Genomic DNA, 16,312 nt, shown 5'->3' with positions numbered 1-16,312 from the left:
TGAGCTTATTATGGTTGTTTGGAGTATTTTACCTCAAAACCCTTGATGTGGCTGCTTTATATAAGGGGACACCTAAGACTCATTATGCTAAACCTATCTGCTGGCCTTTGTCATGAATGCAATCCTCAGCAGGTTATTTATTAATTACATTTATATTTACACACAACCAATAAATAAACAAACACATAAAAAAATAACACCAAAACTTACAAAAGATAAAATAAAAAATCACACAGTTTAAATATAAAAAACATTAACACTCTTCAATACAAAGTATATTTCCCAAACATTAATAAAGTCTAATGCAAATTGATCCACATCAATTAAAACAGTAATTTATTAAAATAAAATAATGATATACCCATTTTTAAGAGTACTCCGTCCTGATAAATATAATTAACATCACTTAAAAAAACAATTAAGAAACATTTTAAAAATATATAGACAATAACGTTAACCTTTTTATTCTGTTCAAAGAGAGCATTATGATAAAACTCAATACTAAAAATCCACAGACCAATATTAAACTTCAAGAGTTAAAAGCATTAGCTTTCATTATTTTTCTCCTTTTCCCCATTCTCAGTATTTCAAGTATTGGTACCTATGGCTTAATCATTTGGATGATACAGATGTTTAACGGTGTAGCCAGCCACTAACTTAAAAAGTTTAAAGGATACTGCTATGAAGTGGATTATCAATATTTGGCATACACTCAATAAACCTGCTCGATACCTCACATTAGGCATGGTCAGTTTATCTGCCTTTATAATGGGTATTATTTTCTGGGGTGGATTCAATACCGCACTTGAATTGACCAATACAGAAGCGTTTTGTATCAGTTGCCACAGTATGGAAAGCATGCCGTACCAAGAATTACAAGAAACTGTGCATTGGTCTAATCATTCGGGCGTGCGTGCAACCTGTCCAGATTGCCATGTTCCTCATAATTGGAGCCGTAAAATAGCACGAAAAATGGAAGCCTCCCATGACGTATGGGGATGGATGCTACAAACCGTTAATACCCCCGAAAAATTTGAAGAAAACCGTTTAACCATGGCCAGTCGAGAATGGAAACGATTCGATAGAGATGATTCTCTTGCATGCAAAAATTGCCATGATTATAAGTCAATGAAATGGGAAAGCATGTCTAAGCTTGCTCAAAAACAAATGAAACGAGCAGCTGAAACCGATCAAAGCTGTATTGATTGTCATAAAGGTATTGCCCATAAGCTACCGGATATGAACACATCACGCGCACCAGATCTGATCGCTCAAGTTGGTGCTGGTGAACACTCACCTCAAGTCGATAACACTTACTTTTCCGTGTTAACTAAACCGCTTTTCTTCAATGAAAGTACTGACGTTGAAGCAGGAACATTAAACATCGCCACCAAAGTCAACATTATCGAAGCCAAAGGAAACCGCGTAAAATTAAAGCTCAACGGTTGGCGTAAAAAAATTGGAGCAGGCCGTGTCATTTACTACGATTTTGGTCTCAACATCTTATCGGCTCAGCTGACAAAAGATGCGGCACAAGAACCAGGTGTGATCAATAGTTTTGAAGAGCAAGAAGATCCATTAACGGGATTAAAATGGCAACGCGTTGAGGCCCAAATTTGGACTGACAAAGACTACTTAGTCGCCGATCTACAACCACTTTGGGACTATGCACGTGAGACATACAGTACCAGCTGTAGCGTATGCCATACCCAACCCTCAGTCACTCACTTTGATGCTAATACTTGGCCAGGCATGTTCCAAGGTATGGTCGCCTTTGTCAATATGGATCAGGACACGCAAGCACTCGTACAAAAATATTTACAAGCACATTCATCGACTTTCAACCAGCCTGCGCACTCGAATTCACAGGATAAAAAATGAAAAGAAGAGACTTTCTGAAAGGGTTATTATCAACCTCTTATGTAGCCTTGAGTGGTGCATCTGTGCTTGCTCCTCTCAATACTTTCGCCTCTGGCATTAACAATAATGATGATCAATGGTTAACCACTGGCACACATTGTGGCGCCTTCAAAATGAAGCGTAAAAATGGGGTAATCGACCAAGTCATTCCTTTTGACAGTGATCAATACCCAAGTGACATGATAAAGGGCATCAAAGGATTAGTTTATAATCCATCTCGTGTTCGTTACCCTATGGTACGTCTGGATTTTTTACTCAAAGGCCACAAAAGTAATACTCATCAACGTGGTGATTTTCGCTTTGTTCGCGTCACATGGGATAAGGCCCTGCACTTACTAAAGGCATCACTGGATGAAATACAGACGCATTATGGTCCATCTGGCCTGCACGCAGGTCAAACTGGCTGGCGCGCAACGGGTCAATTACATTCAAGTACCAGTCATATGCAGCGCGCTATCAGCATGCACGGTAATTTTGTCAAAAAAATTGGCGACTACTCTACCTGTGCTGGTCAAACGATTTTGCCATACATTTTAGGCTCAACAGAAGTTTACGCGCAGGGAACGTCTTGGCCACTTATTCTCAAAGAATCAAACACCATTATTTTATGGTCTAACGATCCCTATAAAAATCTACAAATAGGTTGGAATGCTGAAACCCATGAATCTTACAAGTATCTGGCCCAGCTGAAAGAAAAAGTGAAACAGGGTCAAATCCGTGTGATCAGTATTGATCCTGTGGTGACCAAAACACAGGAATACCTAGGCTGTGAGCAACTCTATGTCAATCCGCAAACTGACGTGGCATTAATGTTAGGCATTGCCCATGAGATGATCACTAAAAATCTCCATGATACTCAATTTATCGACAGTTATAGCATAGGTTTTGAGCAATTCCTTCCCTATCTCATGGGAGAAAACGATGGCATCCCTAAAACCCCAGAATGGGCAGCAAAAATTACCCATGTTAAACCTGAGATCATTCGAGATTTAGCCAAAGTGATGACCAAAGGTCGAACGCAAATACTCATGGGTTGGTGTATCCAACGACAACAACATGGAGAACAACCCTATTGGATGGCCGCAGTGCTCGCAACTATGATAGGGCAAATAGGCTTACCAGGCGGTGGGATCAGTTATGGTCATCATTATTCAAGTATTGGTGTACCGGCATCGGGTGCAGCAACGCCTGGGGCTTTTCCTCGTAACTTAGATGAAGATCAAAAGCCGATATTTGACAACAATGATTTCAAAGGGGCTAGCAGCACGATTCCAATCGCACGCTGGGTTGATGCCATTTTATCACCAGGAAAAACCATCGATGCTAACGGCGCTAAAGTCATTTTTCCTGACATAAAGATGATGATATTCTCTGGTAATAATCCATGGAACCACCATCAAGACAGAAACAAAATGAAACAAGCATTCCACAAGCTGGAATGTGTCGTCACCATTGATGTTAACTGGACTGCCACTTGCCGATTCTCAGATATCGTCCTACCTGCCTGCACCACATTTGAACGTAATGATATCGATATTCATGGCAGCTACTCAAATAGAGGCCTACTCGCCATGCACAAAATGGTTGAGCCTTTGTATGAAAGCCTTTCTGATTTTGAGATTTTCACTCGATTTGCAGCATTATTGGGAAAAGAAAAAGAATATACTCGAAATATGTCAGAAAAAGATTGGCTCATTAAATTATATAACGATTGTAAAAAAGCCAATAAAGGTAAATTCGACATGCCTGATTTCGACACCTTTTGGCAACAAGGCTATGTTTATTTTGGAGAAGGTAAGCCTTGGGTTAGGCATGCTGACTTCAGAGACGATCCTGAAATACATCCATTGGGCACGCCTTCTGGTTTAATTGAAATCTACAGCCGTAAGATAGCTCAATTTGGGTACGATGATTGTCCAGGACACCCCATTTGGATGGAAAAAGCAGAACGTAGTCATGGTGGACCTGGCTCTAAGGAGTTTCCAATTTGGATGCAATCTTGCCACCCTGACAAACGTATCCACTCACAAATGTGTGAATCGACAGCATTACGTGAAACCTATGCAGTCAATGATCGAGAGCCTGTATACATGAATCCCATTGATGCAAAACATCGTGGTATTAAGAATGGGGATATCGTCCGTGTATTTAATAACCGTGGCCAGTTACTGGCAGGTGCCGTCGTATCGACTCGTTACCCACAAGGTGTGATCCGCATTCAAGAAGGCGCTTGGTATGGTCCTGTGGGAGATGATGGTAGCAAGGTAGGTGGCGCAAAAGTCGGCGCACTTTGCAGTTATGGGGATCCAAATACACTCACAATGGACATAGGTACATCTAAATTAGCCCAAGCCTGTTCGGCATATACCTGCCTCGTTGACTTTGAGAAATACCAAGGGAAAGTCCCCGATGTCAGTTCATTTAGCGGCCCCATTGAAACCAAGATTTAATCACATAAAGAATATGATATGAATAAAAATGAAATCAATAATGCCATCACAAACCAAGCCCGCGCTATGGTCTATCGGTTCTTATCATCTTTATTTGCTAAAGAAATTAATCGTCAGCATCTCAAAGAATTGCTATCGGAACAAGCTCAGGCTTTTTTAGCACAACTTGCCACTGAGCCCAAATTCCAACACGATGTCAATATACTCGTTTCAACCTTACAGACATTAGACACCCATGAAGCACAATTGACACTCGCTGCCGATTACTGCGGACTCTTTCTCCTTGGAACGAAACAAAGTGCTTCGCCTTACGCAAGCTTATACCTAGATAAAGCTAAACAGGAGCAAGATGACGTTCCTTTATTTGGCCAGCAACACCAACAAATGCTTCAATTCCTAAAACAAGCCCAATTACAAGTGCAAACTCATTTCCCTGAGCCTGCCGATCATTTAGCCGTGATCTTGGCCTATTGCGAACATCTGTGCATAAACCAAGACATTCAGGCTCAATTTGCTTTTATCGACAGCTATCTGAATACTTGGCTTCAGCAATTTGTCACAAGAGTGATAAAATATGATCAAGGTCAATTTTACAGTGCATTAGCCCGCTTGACACAAAGTTGGATCCTATACGATCTCAAAACGATAAAACCCCATCTATGATGGCTCGTTATACCCAAAGAATTTAAGGCATTCATTTGGGTATAACTCAATCAATGCACCTTGAATTGAAAAGCCTGGAATGCTCTAAGTTTTTTATCTATATGATGGAATTGCTATAACTTCGTCTTTGGTGTTCTTTACGGCGACCTTGACTAAACCCTGATATCCGCTTCAAATAGCCAATCACTCGAGTACCATAATCGATATCTATCGAACCACAGGCACTGCAATTATCTAAGGTTCGTTTATTGATATGCCCACATTCATTACAAATCGTCATTTTAACGTTGACACAAAAATAATTGCAGCCTGTTTTTGCCGCGATATTTAACAGATTAAAATAATTCTGCTCACTGAGGTGATCATCTAAATTTAAATGCAACGCTGATCCGCCGTCAAGATAGCGAGTCATCTCTTTGCCATGCAGTAAAAATTTATCTAAACAATTAATAGTTTGATCTTCTACTAAATAAAAATATGAATTATAACAATCTCTTGGTACAAGCAATCCATCTTCACGATCCCATTTTGCATTTTTTAATCCTAAGTTCTCAGCAGGAACGAACTCAGTATTAAACAAATAGCCATATTGAATTTTAGCAGCCTTATTAGCATCATAAATAACTTTAAGCTTTGAACTAACGAAGTCTATATATGCTGGATTATAGCCGACTTCAATGCCACTAAATTCAGCTGCTTCGGCCATTCCGTTAATACCAATGGTTAAAAACTGTTTATCTAAACTAATAAAACCAGCATCATAAACTGACAATAATCCATGACTCAAATATTCATTCATCAATGCCCTATATGCAACCTGATACTTATGGATTTTCTCCACTTCACTCAATAGATCACGTCCCTGTTGTACTAATCGATTAATATTAATGGTAATGACATTCACTGAGCCTGTCGCGACTCCACCAGCACCTAAGGTATATGAAAAAGTATTATCGCTAATTTCATTTCGCAAGCGACAACAAGAAGCCAACGAATCCGCATTTTCTGACTGATAGACAAAGAAGGAATTCCCCTCACTCATTTGTTTTGCACAAAATGAAGCAAATATTTGGTCTTTAACTTGCCCTTTATTGATTAACATCGCGGCAGTGATCACCGGAAATGTTAATACTGCACTTTTACGTTCATCATTAAACCAATTCATGAAAAATTGTTGTAACTTATCGACACTTGACCAAATTGGTGCAGTAAAATCAGGAAATTTAAAATCACTAAACATGGCATCAAAATAATATTGGTCATACAGTGAGATATTCCAAAATACACTTTGGTAACCCCGTGCAGCTGCGGGCTGGTTAAGAGCATAAACGACATGCTGAAAATGATTAGCAACAGCATGACAGTGAGTATTGAGATAATCATCACCGTAGTCTTTACGAGCAAAATAATCGAAATAAGTCAAAAACTCTACCGTTGCAATCGCACCTGCAAACTGTGAGCTAATCGCAAAAACCAAGTTAACAAATGTGCCACAAAAAGATTCAATATGCTGTGGTGCTTTAGACTCACCACCCAGTTTAGTTAGGCCATCAAACAAGAAAGGATACATTGTGATGGAGGTACAATAGGGCTTTAGGCTAGTTTCATCATGAACATATATTTCATGTTCTTCAATTTGGCGTACATATTCATCAGATAAATCTTGGTCAAATAATTGCGCTATTTTTTTTTGCACTTGAACACGATTGATCTGTATGAAACAATCTTTCATCAGTTCAGTTTCTAACGTGGTAATATTTTTATGAGTCACATTCGCGTTCGCATCGAATTTCGACCCATCGGCGGCATTAGTGCTATGAACATAACGCTGGATAAAATCTAACTTTTCTAAAATCTGTGATTGACTAAAGACTTGCATCTTAACTTCCCATAAATTTAAAATTAAGCAGTTGATTCTCATTGACGTTAATAAATCGTTGATTGGTTATTTTGCTATTGAGCCCTCCAAGATTTGACTGCCATGCACCGGTTTTTAGGTACGTTAAATACTGTTTAATGCGTTGTGGTATTTTTGACATTCCCGTGTATAAACAGGTTTTTAATCCAACTTGCTGCGCCAATTTTAACAATGGAATAAGCTTTGTGGGCTGCCATTCACCACCAAAAAAAACCACACAGGTAATTAAGCCATCATATTGTGCTAACAATTGTTTAAAAAAGTGCGTAGTTAATGGAGTGCCTTGAAAGGGATCCCAAATATCATCTCGATGACAGCCCTCACAACGCAGTGGACAACCACATATTGTCAACGCCAATGACACCTCATCAGGCACTTCTTGAAACACGACTTGAACATCAAAGAAATTAAATTCCACCATTCCAAACCAACCATATATAGTGTTAATTATAAATAAAATCACTATATATGGTGCCAAAATATAAAATCAGGTAATTGATCTACATCAATGAGCAGTAGAATTAAAATCAAGTGAAGCGTATTTAAGCAAATACCCTATAAGGTAATACTTATACCAATGGTTGGGCCATATTAAGACCGGCAATATTATGCCAATAACCATTACACTCGCGACTATCAAGTGGCATTGCTTGGGAATTATTTTGTAAATCAGCTTCTTTAAAGGTATCGACGATTGATAACGTCTCTAAAGATAAAGGACTCAGTCTAACCACATCGACCAAGCCTTTCATTGACGCTAAATCATTCACTAAGTTATAGCAATAGCCAGACTGAGTTTGAACACCATTAATCACAAACAAAGACTGTTCTTCTTGTGAGCGTACTAAACGACCATTTGGAAAATGAATACAACACAATCCACATTTATCTTTTGTTTTATTTTCAGAACGCGCAGTAAAACAACGTGCCGAATAAGCGAGTGGAATATAGCCATAACCAAAAACTTCGGTTTCAAACTTATCACGGATATTCAACGCGTCACAAGATAACAAAACCTTTTTCAACCAATCACGAGACAGTTCTACTGGCATGACCCAACGCACCATGCCCTTACCCAATAAAAATTTAATGGTTTGTGCGTTATAGCAGTTAATTGCAGGTCCAACTGTAAATGGTAGCGAATGTTGATAAAGTAACTCAATCGCTGCGACATCATTCGCTTCAACCATGAAGTCACCATTATCACAATAACGTTTTAACATACCCAGCTCAGACGGAGCTTCAAGTAGTGACATCGTGGACAGAACGACTTTTTTCCCCTGTTCAGCTAACGAACGCGCCATCGTTAACCAGTCTTTAAAACCTAGCGCTCGACGTTTAGAGCAAACGGTTTCACCAAGATAAATAATATCAGCACGACTATTCGCTGCTGCTTGGTAAAAAACGTCCATTTGATTTTTTTCCCAATAATAAAGAATAGGACCTAATGAATATTGCATTTGTTTCTCCTACTGCCAGTCACGATGGTAAGCACCTAATGTGGTTTGTACCCCTTCACTAATATCTGCTAGCCCACGTCCCCAATGAGGTTCTGCACAATATCCTTTACTATTACCTTGACATTTATCAATCGCTGCACGCCATATTTTAGTCACTTGCTCGACATAAGCCACAGAGCGCTGACGACCTTCTATTTTTACCGCAGCAATATTGAGATCAATCAACTGAGGCAATAAATCTAAAGTGTTCAAACTGGTCGGTTCTTCAAAGACGTGAAACGTATCGGCCTTGTTGTCTACATTAAAGCGGCCCTTGCACAACGTTGGATATCCGGCGTTTTCATCATCAGCATAGCGGTCTATTAGAATGCTATTTAGACGAGACTCTAAACCATTGCTGGTTTTCTCCCACTGTACAAATTTAGCAGGGGAACACGCTCCAGCAGTATTCGGCGATTCCCCAGTCAAATAAGAAGATAAATAACACCGCCCTTCTGCCATAATGCACAAGCTGCCAAAGGCAAACACTTCAAGCTCAACATTAGTCATTCCGGCTAATTGTTTAACTTGATGAATCGATAACACCCTTGGTAATACCACTCGTTTAACATCAAAGCTATCACAATAAAATTTGATTGCTGCAATATTGGTCGCCGACGCTTGAACTGACAAATGACGTTCGATGTGTGGGTATCGCTGTGCAGCATATTCTAATAATGACATGTCAGCCAGAATCAAAGTGTCAGCACCGATATCAACTGCTTTATCAATCGCTTTTTGCCACCGTTCCCACCTCTGTGGATGGGCAAAAGTATTAATTGCCACATGAAGTTTACGCCGATGACGATGAACATAATCTACGGCTTTATTCAGTTGCTTGTCGGTAAAGTTCAACCCAGCAAAATGTCGTGCGTTCGTATCATCTTTAAAACCAATATAAACGGCATCTGCACCGTGATCTATCGCGGTTTTAAGTGATGGGTAGTTGCCTGCAGGACAGAGTAATTCCAAAGTCAGTTCTCCTAAGTAGTCATTTCCTACATTTTCACACAACCACTAACTGACTTTTTGATTTGAATTAAGTTATGCTAATAAAAGTTCGGTTAATCTATTTCTATCAATAATTCACCATGGCGGACGTTATGACATTAACCGATACATTCATTGCCAAAACCATTATCAATGCCCCAAAAATACTGAAATATCCAATTAAAAACATCCCGTTTCCCATAGAGAAAAAAATACTATTAAAGATATTAATACCCTTATTCAAGCAAATGATTGAAGATGAAGAACTAGACTTTCTAAGTGACAAATGGTTGAAAGTAGAGCTAACCGATCTACATAAATGTTGGTTTTTCAGTTTAAAAGAAGGTCAACTGCAAATGAAACAATACCACAATAATCAAGACATTTGTTTTAGCGCTCAAATGAATACTTTGATATTGCTGGCGGCTAAAAAAGTCGACCCTGATACGCTGTTTTTTCGCAGAAAACTATTGATAACAGGTGATACCGAATTAGGATTAGCCCTAAAAAACCTCATCGACAATCTAGAGTTAGATAATTTACCAAACATATTCACACGCGCACTGCTTCACTATGCCGACTGGATCAAAAAGTTTGATCCCTAACGTCCGATTTTAACATTCTATTAGCTTTACGCATTAATAATGCTTATTTATCCATTAATGCTGACCAATGATACTCAATCTCATTACCATCAAAGTCGCGCACAAAATAAACTGTGCGCCACTGGGGAGCCTAGTAAGCCCGACTGTCATTGCAATATTAAGATCTGCTAATTGTTTTTGAATAGGATCAAGCTTATCTCCAATGCAATGTAAAATCTCACCATTTTATCATTTTTACTTTGCGTTTTACTTTAATGAAGTGTAACGTGTGCGCTCATAAAAAAAGCATTAGTAATTCATAATATACTCACATAAAAAGGCGATCAGGTTACCCTAATGACAAATAGCCCCCTGACTCTTAAGAGTGGCCTTTGGCTTATCTTCGCTTTTTGGCTAATTGTTCTGCAATCTATCACTATGGCGCATAGCATGGAACATGCGCTAGAACATGATAACACTCACTGCCTTTACAGTAATATCTACCACCACCACAATGCAGGCCCCACAAAGGTCATCATGCCTGAAATGTGTCAGCAACAAGCTGACAAAATTCCCCCTCCTTTATATCAACAACCCGTTTTATTTTGGCTTGAAACCTTAAGTGTGCGTGCACCTCCTTTTTAATAAAGATAGATAAAAACAATAAAACTCAATAGCTTCGATTGAAAATCAATAGCAATGAGAATGAGAATTGAACTTTTTTATGCTTTCTATAAAGGACAGGCACGATGAAACATGCTCTATCTTATATGGCGCTAGCATTGGCTAGCAGCTCAACCCCCGTAATCGCCGCTGAGCTTCAAGGTCAAATAACCGATCCAGACGGCACACCGATTGTTGGCGCACAAGTCAGCGTCGAAACAGATAAAAAAACCACCACAAATGCACAAGGTCAAATAACCGATCCAGATGGCACACCGATTGTTGGCGCACAAATCAGCGTCGAAACTGATAAAAAAACCACCACAAATGCACAAGGTCAAATAACCGAACCAGACGGTACACCGATTGTTGGCGCACAAGTCAGCGTCGAAACAGATAAAAAAACCACCACAAATGCACAAGGTCAAATAACCGCTCCAGACGGCACACCGATTGTTGGCACACAAGTCACTGTCGAAACAGATAAAAAAGCCGTCACAAATGCACAAGGTCAATACAGATTAATCCTTTCTGACAACAGTCTGGCTCATTTGCATGTCAAGGCGAAAAACTACACTGATGTCAATAATGATGTACCTATCACCGCAGGTACAATGACACATGATGTATCACTTGAGCATGCAATAATGGAAAACATTGTCGTCACAGCCTCCCCTTTTATGCGCTCACCATTACAAAGTACCACTCCCATGACAGTCATGAGCGAGGACCAACTCAAACTCAATACAGAAGCCACCTTAGGCGATACATTAGAAGCACTACCTGGTGTACAAGCCTCGCATTTTGGTGCTGGAGCGAGTCGCCCCATTATTCGCGGCATGGGCGGCCCTAGAGTATCAGTATTAGAGAATGGCCTCTCCGTTGGCGATGCTTCAACGATATCGGCGGATCATGCCGTAACCACTGAATCAGGAACGGCGCAACAGATCGAAATTCTTCGAGGGCCGGGATCGCTACTCTATGGCAACGGTGCCATTGGCGGCGTCGTTAATGTAGTCAATAATCGCGTTCACGAAACCCCCGTGAATGAATTATCCGGTAACATTGGCACTCAATATGAAACGGGCAATAATGGTCGCACCGTCAATGGTGAGCTTAACGGGGGTAACGGAAAATTTAATTGGCATCTTGATGGCACAAAACGCAAGACCGATAACCTCAGCATCGCCGGTAATGCCATTAAAGGCGAAGTAGACACTGATGGTACTCTGGCCAATAGCCAGCTTGAACAGGATGATTATACTCTGGGTATCGGCTACACAGGTGATAACAGTTTCATCAGTATCTCTGGCACTCAGACTGATTCAAACTATGGGATCCCTAAGCGCGATACAGAGGATCCTGACATCAGTATCGATTTACATAAAACAGCTTGGCAACTTCACAGTGGTCTGATAAATCCCTTTTCTGGGGCAACTAAACTCAGCTTAGATGCAGGCTACACAGATTATCAACATGCTGAAGAAGAAGATGGCGTTGCCGATACCTTTTTCTACAATAAAGAAAGTGAAGTACGTTTGAGTGTGAATAATAGCCCTTGGGGAAAATGGCAAGGTAGTATGGGACTTAATGCCACTCACCGTGATTTCTCTGTGGTAGGCGATGAAGCACTAACCCCTGACAGTATCACTGACACTATTGCGGCATTCATAGTACAAGAACGGCAAATTAATGACTTTCGCATTGAGCTTGGTGGACGAGTCGAACACTATAATTTAGCGCCTGATAGCATGAGTTTAGAGAGCACAAGTGGCACACAAAATTATCAACCCGATGGCGTCAATGATAACAATCTGACCCTTTCAGCAGGCATAGTCTGGAATTTTGACCCCAGCTACAATCTAGGCTTATCATTTGAACGAGCCGAACGCTCAGCCACCGCTGAAGAGCTTTACAGTTTTGGCGAACATAATGCAACACAAAGCTTTGAAGTAGGTTCCCAATATAAGATTGAAAATGGAGAAGTCATTGCCAATACTGACAGTAACAAAAAAGAAATCGCCAATAATATTGATCTCACCTTACGAAAATTGAACGGTTCATGGACAGGCTCTTTGAGTATGGCCTATAACAGAGTCAATAATTTCTACTATGAACAAGACACAGGACTTATCGCTTCCGATATCGGTGAAGATGGCTCTTTACCTGTGTATCAATTCACTCAAGGGGATGCCGAACTCTACTCTGTTGAGGCGCAAGCCAATATTCCACTTGATGAGATTTGGTCAATCGATTTACTCAGTGACTATACACGAGGCCTGTTAGTCGATGGTGGCAATTTACCCCTGATCTCCCCCTTACGTGTGGGCTCAACCCTCAATTATGATCAAGCAGATTGGCATGCAGAAGTCGGGGTAATGGCTTACGCCAAACAAACTGAAACCGCAGAAAATGAAACCGACACCGCAGGTTATGCCTTATTAAATACGGCATTGACCTATCATATGACCCTGGATGACAAGGATATGATGTTATATGTAAAAGGCAGCAACTTACTCAATCAAAATGCAAGGCCCCACACTTCTTTACTCAAAGATTATGCCCCCCTCATGGGACGCAGTTTCATGATAGGCATGAATTACGAATTTTAAACAATAGGAGCATGATTCCAATTGCATTAACCCCTTAATGCAATTGGTTATCCCCAACATAAAATCAGTAAGCTTAAATCGATTTGATATAAATTCATTATGAATTAAACACATATTAATATGAAAATAATGCACTGTAATCATAATATGGCAAAGGTTATGATAAGGTCAATCATCAATAGCAGAGAAGTCTATGAACCCATTATTTATTCGAGAAGCTAAAGCATCAGATGCTGCACTGATTTTGCATTTTGTGCGTGAATTGGCTATTTATGAAAAAGCAGAACATGAAGTGCTCGCCACAGAAGAAACACTTAAGCAAAGCATTTTTTCAAGTAATAGCCATGTGAACGCATTAATTTGTGAGCAAAATGGGCAAGCACTGGGTATGGCTATTTATTTTTATAACTACTCCACTTGGTTAGCCAAACCAGGACTGTATCTTGAAGATCTTTATGTCTCACCAGAGCACAGAGGCAAAGGTGCGGGCAAATTATTACTAAAAAAAATGGCTCAAATTGCTCTACAAAACAACTGCGGCCGATTTGAATGGAGCTGTCTTGATTGGAATACACCCTCACGGAATTTTTATCATTCAATCGGTGCAAAATCACAAGATGAATGGGTGGGTTATCGCCTATCAGGTCAAACACTCATCGACTTCGCCGAAAAAGATTAATCCTTTTCATTAGAAAATGCACTTAAAGCAATAGGAAACATGAATTCGAAAGACTTGATATCACAGACTGTTGATGTTTCCTTTAATCTCAATATTTTTATATTGAGATTTGTTTTTTATTCACGAATATAAGCTAAATCACCTATGTCAGTTTTTTTTGCCCAAACAATAATGTTGGTTCAATACCTTGACCCTTGTACAATTCAATGGCATTCTCATTAAAGGCGTATACCTCTAACCAAAGTTCTTCACTGCCTCTTTGCCTAACCTCTTGCTCAAACGCTTCCACTAACATTTTTCCAAGACCTTTGCGCTGATGAGCACTGTCCACGGCAATTTGCTGTAAGCTGGCTATTTGACGCCGTTGCAATACCCAAGATTTTCGCTCCCATACATTCCCCATCACAAAACCGACAACACTATTGTCATGCTCAACCACCAGCACGATGTAATTATCACTATCGATGAATTCATTCAGATTAATGTTTTTTTCAATTTCTTCAGGAGAAAGAAAGTCATCGGGTAAGTTCTCTTTATGAAACGCATTTATCTGAAATTGAAGGGACTTTATTCTCTTTACATCAGTCACGTAAGCTTTTCTAATCTGGTACATAGACTTTTCATCTCTTTTCTTCACGCAATCACCATTGCGCAATATAACGTATTGAATTTATATTATTTTATCTATTTTACGAAATAAAAGAAATGCATAACATTATCTATCTCAATAAAAACTGATGTTCATTAACCTCAAAACAACACACAGTACAAGATTGGTAAGGCTATTGAAATTGATCTGCTTGAAAAGTAATAAGAGGAATTAAAAGAGGGTCAATGGAGGTCAACAACAATAAGGTGACAACGACGACACTACAATATAAATATAATGACCATTTTTTCATAGAAAATCCTTTTCCAAGTTTATAAAATCAATCAGCATTGATCCATCAATGCCGCTTGAAATTACCATTTACTCATCACAATATCAATCAGTAAATGGTACTTTCGCCATATTCAAAATCCCCCTAACTCCTCACGCATTGGTAATCAACTGTACCGCCCATGTGATCGCCAGCTTGAAAAATATAATGGACTTCAATTTCTGCCGTTAATGTTTTTGGGATCACTAAATTCCCCCACATGCCACCACCGTCATTACTATTTGTCACCATAGCATTAAAGGCTTTAAATTGATGATGATTAATATAAACACGCGGCGCATAATTCGGATTTTCCGTGAGAGAATGAGTATTAAACAAACCATAATAGGCATATTCATCATCTAATAAATTCTCATCTGCTGCATAGTTTGTGATCAAATGCCCCATTCCTTGAATGAGTGAGACTAAGCCATCATCGCCTTGTTTTAATCTAAGTTCTAATCGCGAATCGACCTTGGCACCCAAATCACCATTTTGCCTCAGTACCTCATTAGAATGACAAATATACCGACCAAGATAAGTATCCGCTTGAGCCAAGGTGGGAACAAACGTCAGTGAAGCCATTAAACCCATGATCCATTTTGCTTTCATTTTTTCCTACTATTTAATAAAAAGTTATCTCAATTTCAATAGGCAAAATGTAACACAATTGATACAAATGCTAAATAAACATTCATTTTTAACATTAATAAATTTGACCGATATCATATTTATTAACACTTATGCCAAGTATGACATTTTCTTTCTAACAGTAGAAAACTGGGCTTAAATGTTCGAATGTTTTACTTTTAAGCCATTCTCTCGGTCTCGGTCTCAGTCTCAGTCTCAGTCTCAGTCTCGGTATAATATAGATCGACTTGAAACGGTTTGGCGAAAATCAAATATTAAAAGAGATAATCTATTCTTCTGTGGACGGCGAGAAATCTAAAACCTTCTGTTTCCACATCATAATCTTGCCCAATTGCCATTTGGCCATAAATAGCTTGAGTTGTAATAAAGGTTTCAGCTTTTGTCACAACAAAAAATGTCGGTATCCCCGAGCAACGCCCCTGCGAACACCCCTCACTCCACTGAACGTTTTTATCGATAACTTGAATATTGATCACTTGATGACTGAACTCAAACCAGGCAATGACAGTGGCAAAAATCAAAATAAATAAAGGCACTGCAACCTTAGCAATCCGCATTAATCGCCTGTAATTTTCATCATGTTCATCTGTCATCTTTTCTTTTGACTTATTCATTCAATTTCATTCATCTTAGTGTCACCTTTATACTCTTATTCTAACAAACAATATAGAGTCTCTCTGCTAAACGCTAAAGTTAACACGCCAACAATAGAACAAACTTCTTCAATATTTGACACTCAGCTCAATCAATATGCTTATTTTCA

At 39.4% G+C, this 16,312-nt stretch carries 15 protein-coding genes; 8 read left to right on the top strand and 7 right to left on the bottom strand.

The features are described from left to right. Positions 1–485 precede the first annotated feature (485 nt). Genes Q0791_RS03840 through torD form a run of 4 tightly spaced genes read left to right on the top strand, consistent with a single transcriptional unit; the run spans position 486 to position 5,033 of the window. The gene (locus tag Q0791_RS03840) at positions 486–656 is read left to right on the top strand and encodes a periplasmic nitrate reductase, NapE protein (protein WP_299002889.1); all 171 of its coding nucleotides are present in this window, start codon (positions 486–488) and stop codon (positions 654–656) included. Positions 657–681: 25 nt separating this feature from the next. Continuing rightward, the gene (gene torC, locus Q0791_RS03835; protein WP_299002886.1) at positions 682–1,881 is read left to right on the top strand and encodes a pentaheme c-type cytochrome TorC; all 1,200 of its coding nucleotides are present in this window, start codon (positions 682–684) and stop codon (positions 1,879–1,881) included. Next, entirely contained in the window at positions 1,878–4,370 is a 2,493-nt protein-coding gene (gene torA, locus Q0791_RS03830; RefSeq protein WP_299002883.1) for a trimethylamine-N-oxide reductase TorA, read from the top strand. Before torC ends, torA begins: the two co-directional genes overlap by 4 nt. 18 nt (positions 4,371–4,388) lie before the next feature. Then, positions 4,389–5,033 (top strand): molecular chaperone TorD, encoded by a 645-nt coding sequence (gene torD, locus Q0791_RS03825; RefSeq protein WP_299002881.1) that lies wholly within the window; start codon positions 4,389–4,391, stop codon positions 5,031–5,033. 97 nt (positions 5,034–5,130) lie between these two features. On the opposite strand, the gene nrdD is transcribed toward torD, so the two are convergent. The 4 genes from nrdD to Q0791_RS03805 form a co-directional block, all read right to left on the bottom strand. Beyond that, on the bottom strand, positions 5,131–6,912 hold the full coding sequence (nrdD, locus tag Q0791_RS03820; protein WP_299002880.1) for an anaerobic ribonucleoside-triphosphate reductase: 1,782 nt from the start codon (positions 6,910–6,912) through the stop codon (positions 5,131–5,133). A 1-nt stretch (position 6,913) separates the two neighbouring features. After that, positions 6,914–7,372: an anaerobic ribonucleoside-triphosphate reductase activating protein gene (gene nrdG / locus Q0791_RS03815; protein WP_299002877.1), complete on the bottom strand. Its 459-nt coding sequence runs from the start codon at positions 7,370–7,372 to the stop codon at positions 6,914–6,916. Positions 7,373–7,520: 148 nt separating this feature from the next. Next, the gene (locus tag Q0791_RS03810) at positions 7,521–8,411 is read right to left on the bottom strand and encodes a U32 family peptidase (protein WP_299002874.1); all 891 of its coding nucleotides are present in this window, start codon (positions 8,409–8,411) and stop codon (positions 7,521–7,523) included. 9 nt (positions 8,412–8,420) lie between these two features. Then, a complete protein-coding gene (locus Q0791_RS03805; RefSeq protein ID WP_299002871.1) occupies positions 8,421–9,422 on the bottom strand; it encodes a peptidase U32 family protein in 1,002 nt (333 codons plus the stop codon). A gap of 131 nt (positions 9,423–9,553) precedes the next feature. On the opposite strand from Q0791_RS03805, the gene Q0791_RS03800 reads away from it, so the two are divergent. The 4 genes from Q0791_RS03800 to Q0791_RS03785 all read left to right on the top strand — a co-directional run bounded on the left by Q0791_RS03800 (position 9,554) and on the right by Q0791_RS03785 (position 13,978). Next, positions 9,554–10,045 carry an SCP2 sterol-binding domain-containing protein gene (locus Q0791_RS03800; RefSeq protein ID WP_299002868.1) on the top strand — a complete coding sequence of 164 codons (492 nt, stop codon included), beginning with the start codon at positions 9,554–9,556 and terminating at the stop codon, positions 10,043–10,045. A 336-nt stretch (positions 10,046–10,381) separates the two neighbouring features. Beyond that, positions 10,382–10,669 carry a hypothetical protein gene (locus Q0791_RS03795; RefSeq protein WP_299002865.1) on the top strand — a complete coding sequence of 96 codons (288 nt, stop codon included), beginning with the start codon at positions 10,382–10,384 and terminating at the stop codon, positions 10,667–10,669. Between the two features lie 104 nt (positions 10,670–10,773). Further along, on the top strand, positions 10,774–13,299 hold the full coding sequence (locus tag Q0791_RS03790; RefSeq protein WP_299002862.1) for a TonB-dependent receptor: 2,526 nt from the start codon (positions 10,774–10,776) through the stop codon (positions 13,297–13,299). A 193-nt stretch (positions 13,300–13,492) separates the two neighbouring features. Further along, the gene (locus Q0791_RS03785; protein WP_299002859.1) at positions 13,493–13,978 is read left to right on the top strand and encodes a GNAT family N-acetyltransferase; all 486 of its coding nucleotides are present in this window, start codon (positions 13,493–13,495) and stop codon (positions 13,976–13,978) included. A gap of 142 nt (positions 13,979–14,120) precedes the next feature. On the opposite strand, the gene Q0791_RS03780 is transcribed toward Q0791_RS03785, so the two are convergent. The 3 genes from Q0791_RS03780 to Q0791_RS03770 form a co-directional block, all read right to left on the bottom strand. Continuing rightward, entirely contained in the window at positions 14,121–14,615 is a 495-nt protein-coding gene (locus Q0791_RS03780) for a GNAT family N-acetyltransferase (RefSeq protein WP_299002856.1), read from the bottom strand. 388 nt (positions 14,616–15,003) lie between these two features. Beyond that, positions 15,004–15,510, bottom strand: a complete 507-nt coding sequence (locus Q0791_RS03775; RefSeq protein WP_299002853.1) for a hypothetical protein — start codon at positions 15,508–15,510, stop codon at positions 15,004–15,006. Positions 15,511–15,803: 293 nt separating this feature from the next. Further along, positions 15,804–16,163 (bottom strand): hypothetical protein, encoded by a 360-nt coding sequence (locus tag Q0791_RS03770; protein WP_299002850.1) that lies wholly within the window; start codon positions 16,161–16,163, stop codon positions 15,804–15,806. Between the last annotated feature and the right edge of the window lie 149 nt (positions 16,164–16,312).

Origin of the sequence: uncultured Shewanella sp. (genome assembly GCF_947495455.1) — a bacterium.
In the GTDB taxonomy this organism is placed as follows: domain Bacteria; phylum Pseudomonadota; class Gammaproteobacteria; order Enterobacterales; family Shewanellaceae; genus Shewanella.
This window is presented reverse-complemented; position numbering and strand designations above follow the sequence as displayed.

Coding starts and splice junctions, on each gene's coding strand:
- Q0791_RS03840 (WP_299002889.1), top strand. CDS start 486: ATGATAAAACTCAATACTAAAAATCCACAGACCAATATTAAACTTCAA.
- torC (WP_299002886.1), top strand. CDS start 682: ATGAAGTGGATTATCAATATTTGGCATACACTCAATAAACCTGCTCGA.
- torA (WP_299002883.1), top strand. CDS start 1,878: ATGAAAAGAAGAGACTTTCTGAAAGGGTTATTATCAACCTCTTATGTA.
- torD (WP_299002881.1), top strand. CDS start 4,389: ATGAATAAAAATGAAATCAATAATGCCATCACAAACCAAGCCCGCGCT.
- nrdD (WP_299002880.1), bottom strand. CDS start 6,912: ATGCAAGTCTTTAGTCAATCACAGATTTTAGAAAAGTTAGATTTTATC.
- nrdG (WP_299002877.1), bottom strand. CDS start 7,372: ATGGTGGAATTTAATTTCTTTGATGTTCAAGTCGTGTTTCAAGAAGTG.
- Q0791_RS03810 (WP_299002874.1), bottom strand. CDS start 8,411: ATGCAATATTCATTAGGTCCTATTCTTTATTATTGGGAAAAAAATCAA.
- Q0791_RS03800 (WP_299002868.1), top strand. CDS start 9,554: ATGACATTAACCGATACATTCATTGCCAAAACCATTATCAATGCCCCA.
- Q0791_RS03795 (WP_299002865.1), top strand. CDS start 10,382: ATGACAAATAGCCCCCTGACTCTTAAGAGTGGCCTTTGGCTTATCTTC.
- Q0791_RS03790 (WP_299002862.1), top strand. CDS start 10,774: ATGAAACATGCTCTATCTTATATGGCGCTAGCATTGGCTAGCAGCTCA.
- Q0791_RS03785 (WP_299002859.1), top strand. CDS start 13,493: ATGAACCCATTATTTATTCGAGAAGCTAAAGCATCAGATGCTGCACTG.
- Q0791_RS03775 (WP_299002853.1), bottom strand. CDS start 15,510: ATGAAAGCAAAATGGATCATGGGTTTAATGGCTTCACTGACGTTTGTT.
- Q0791_RS03770 (WP_299002850.1), bottom strand. CDS start 16,163: ATGAATAAGTCAAAAGAAAAGATGACAGATGAACATGATGAAAATTAC.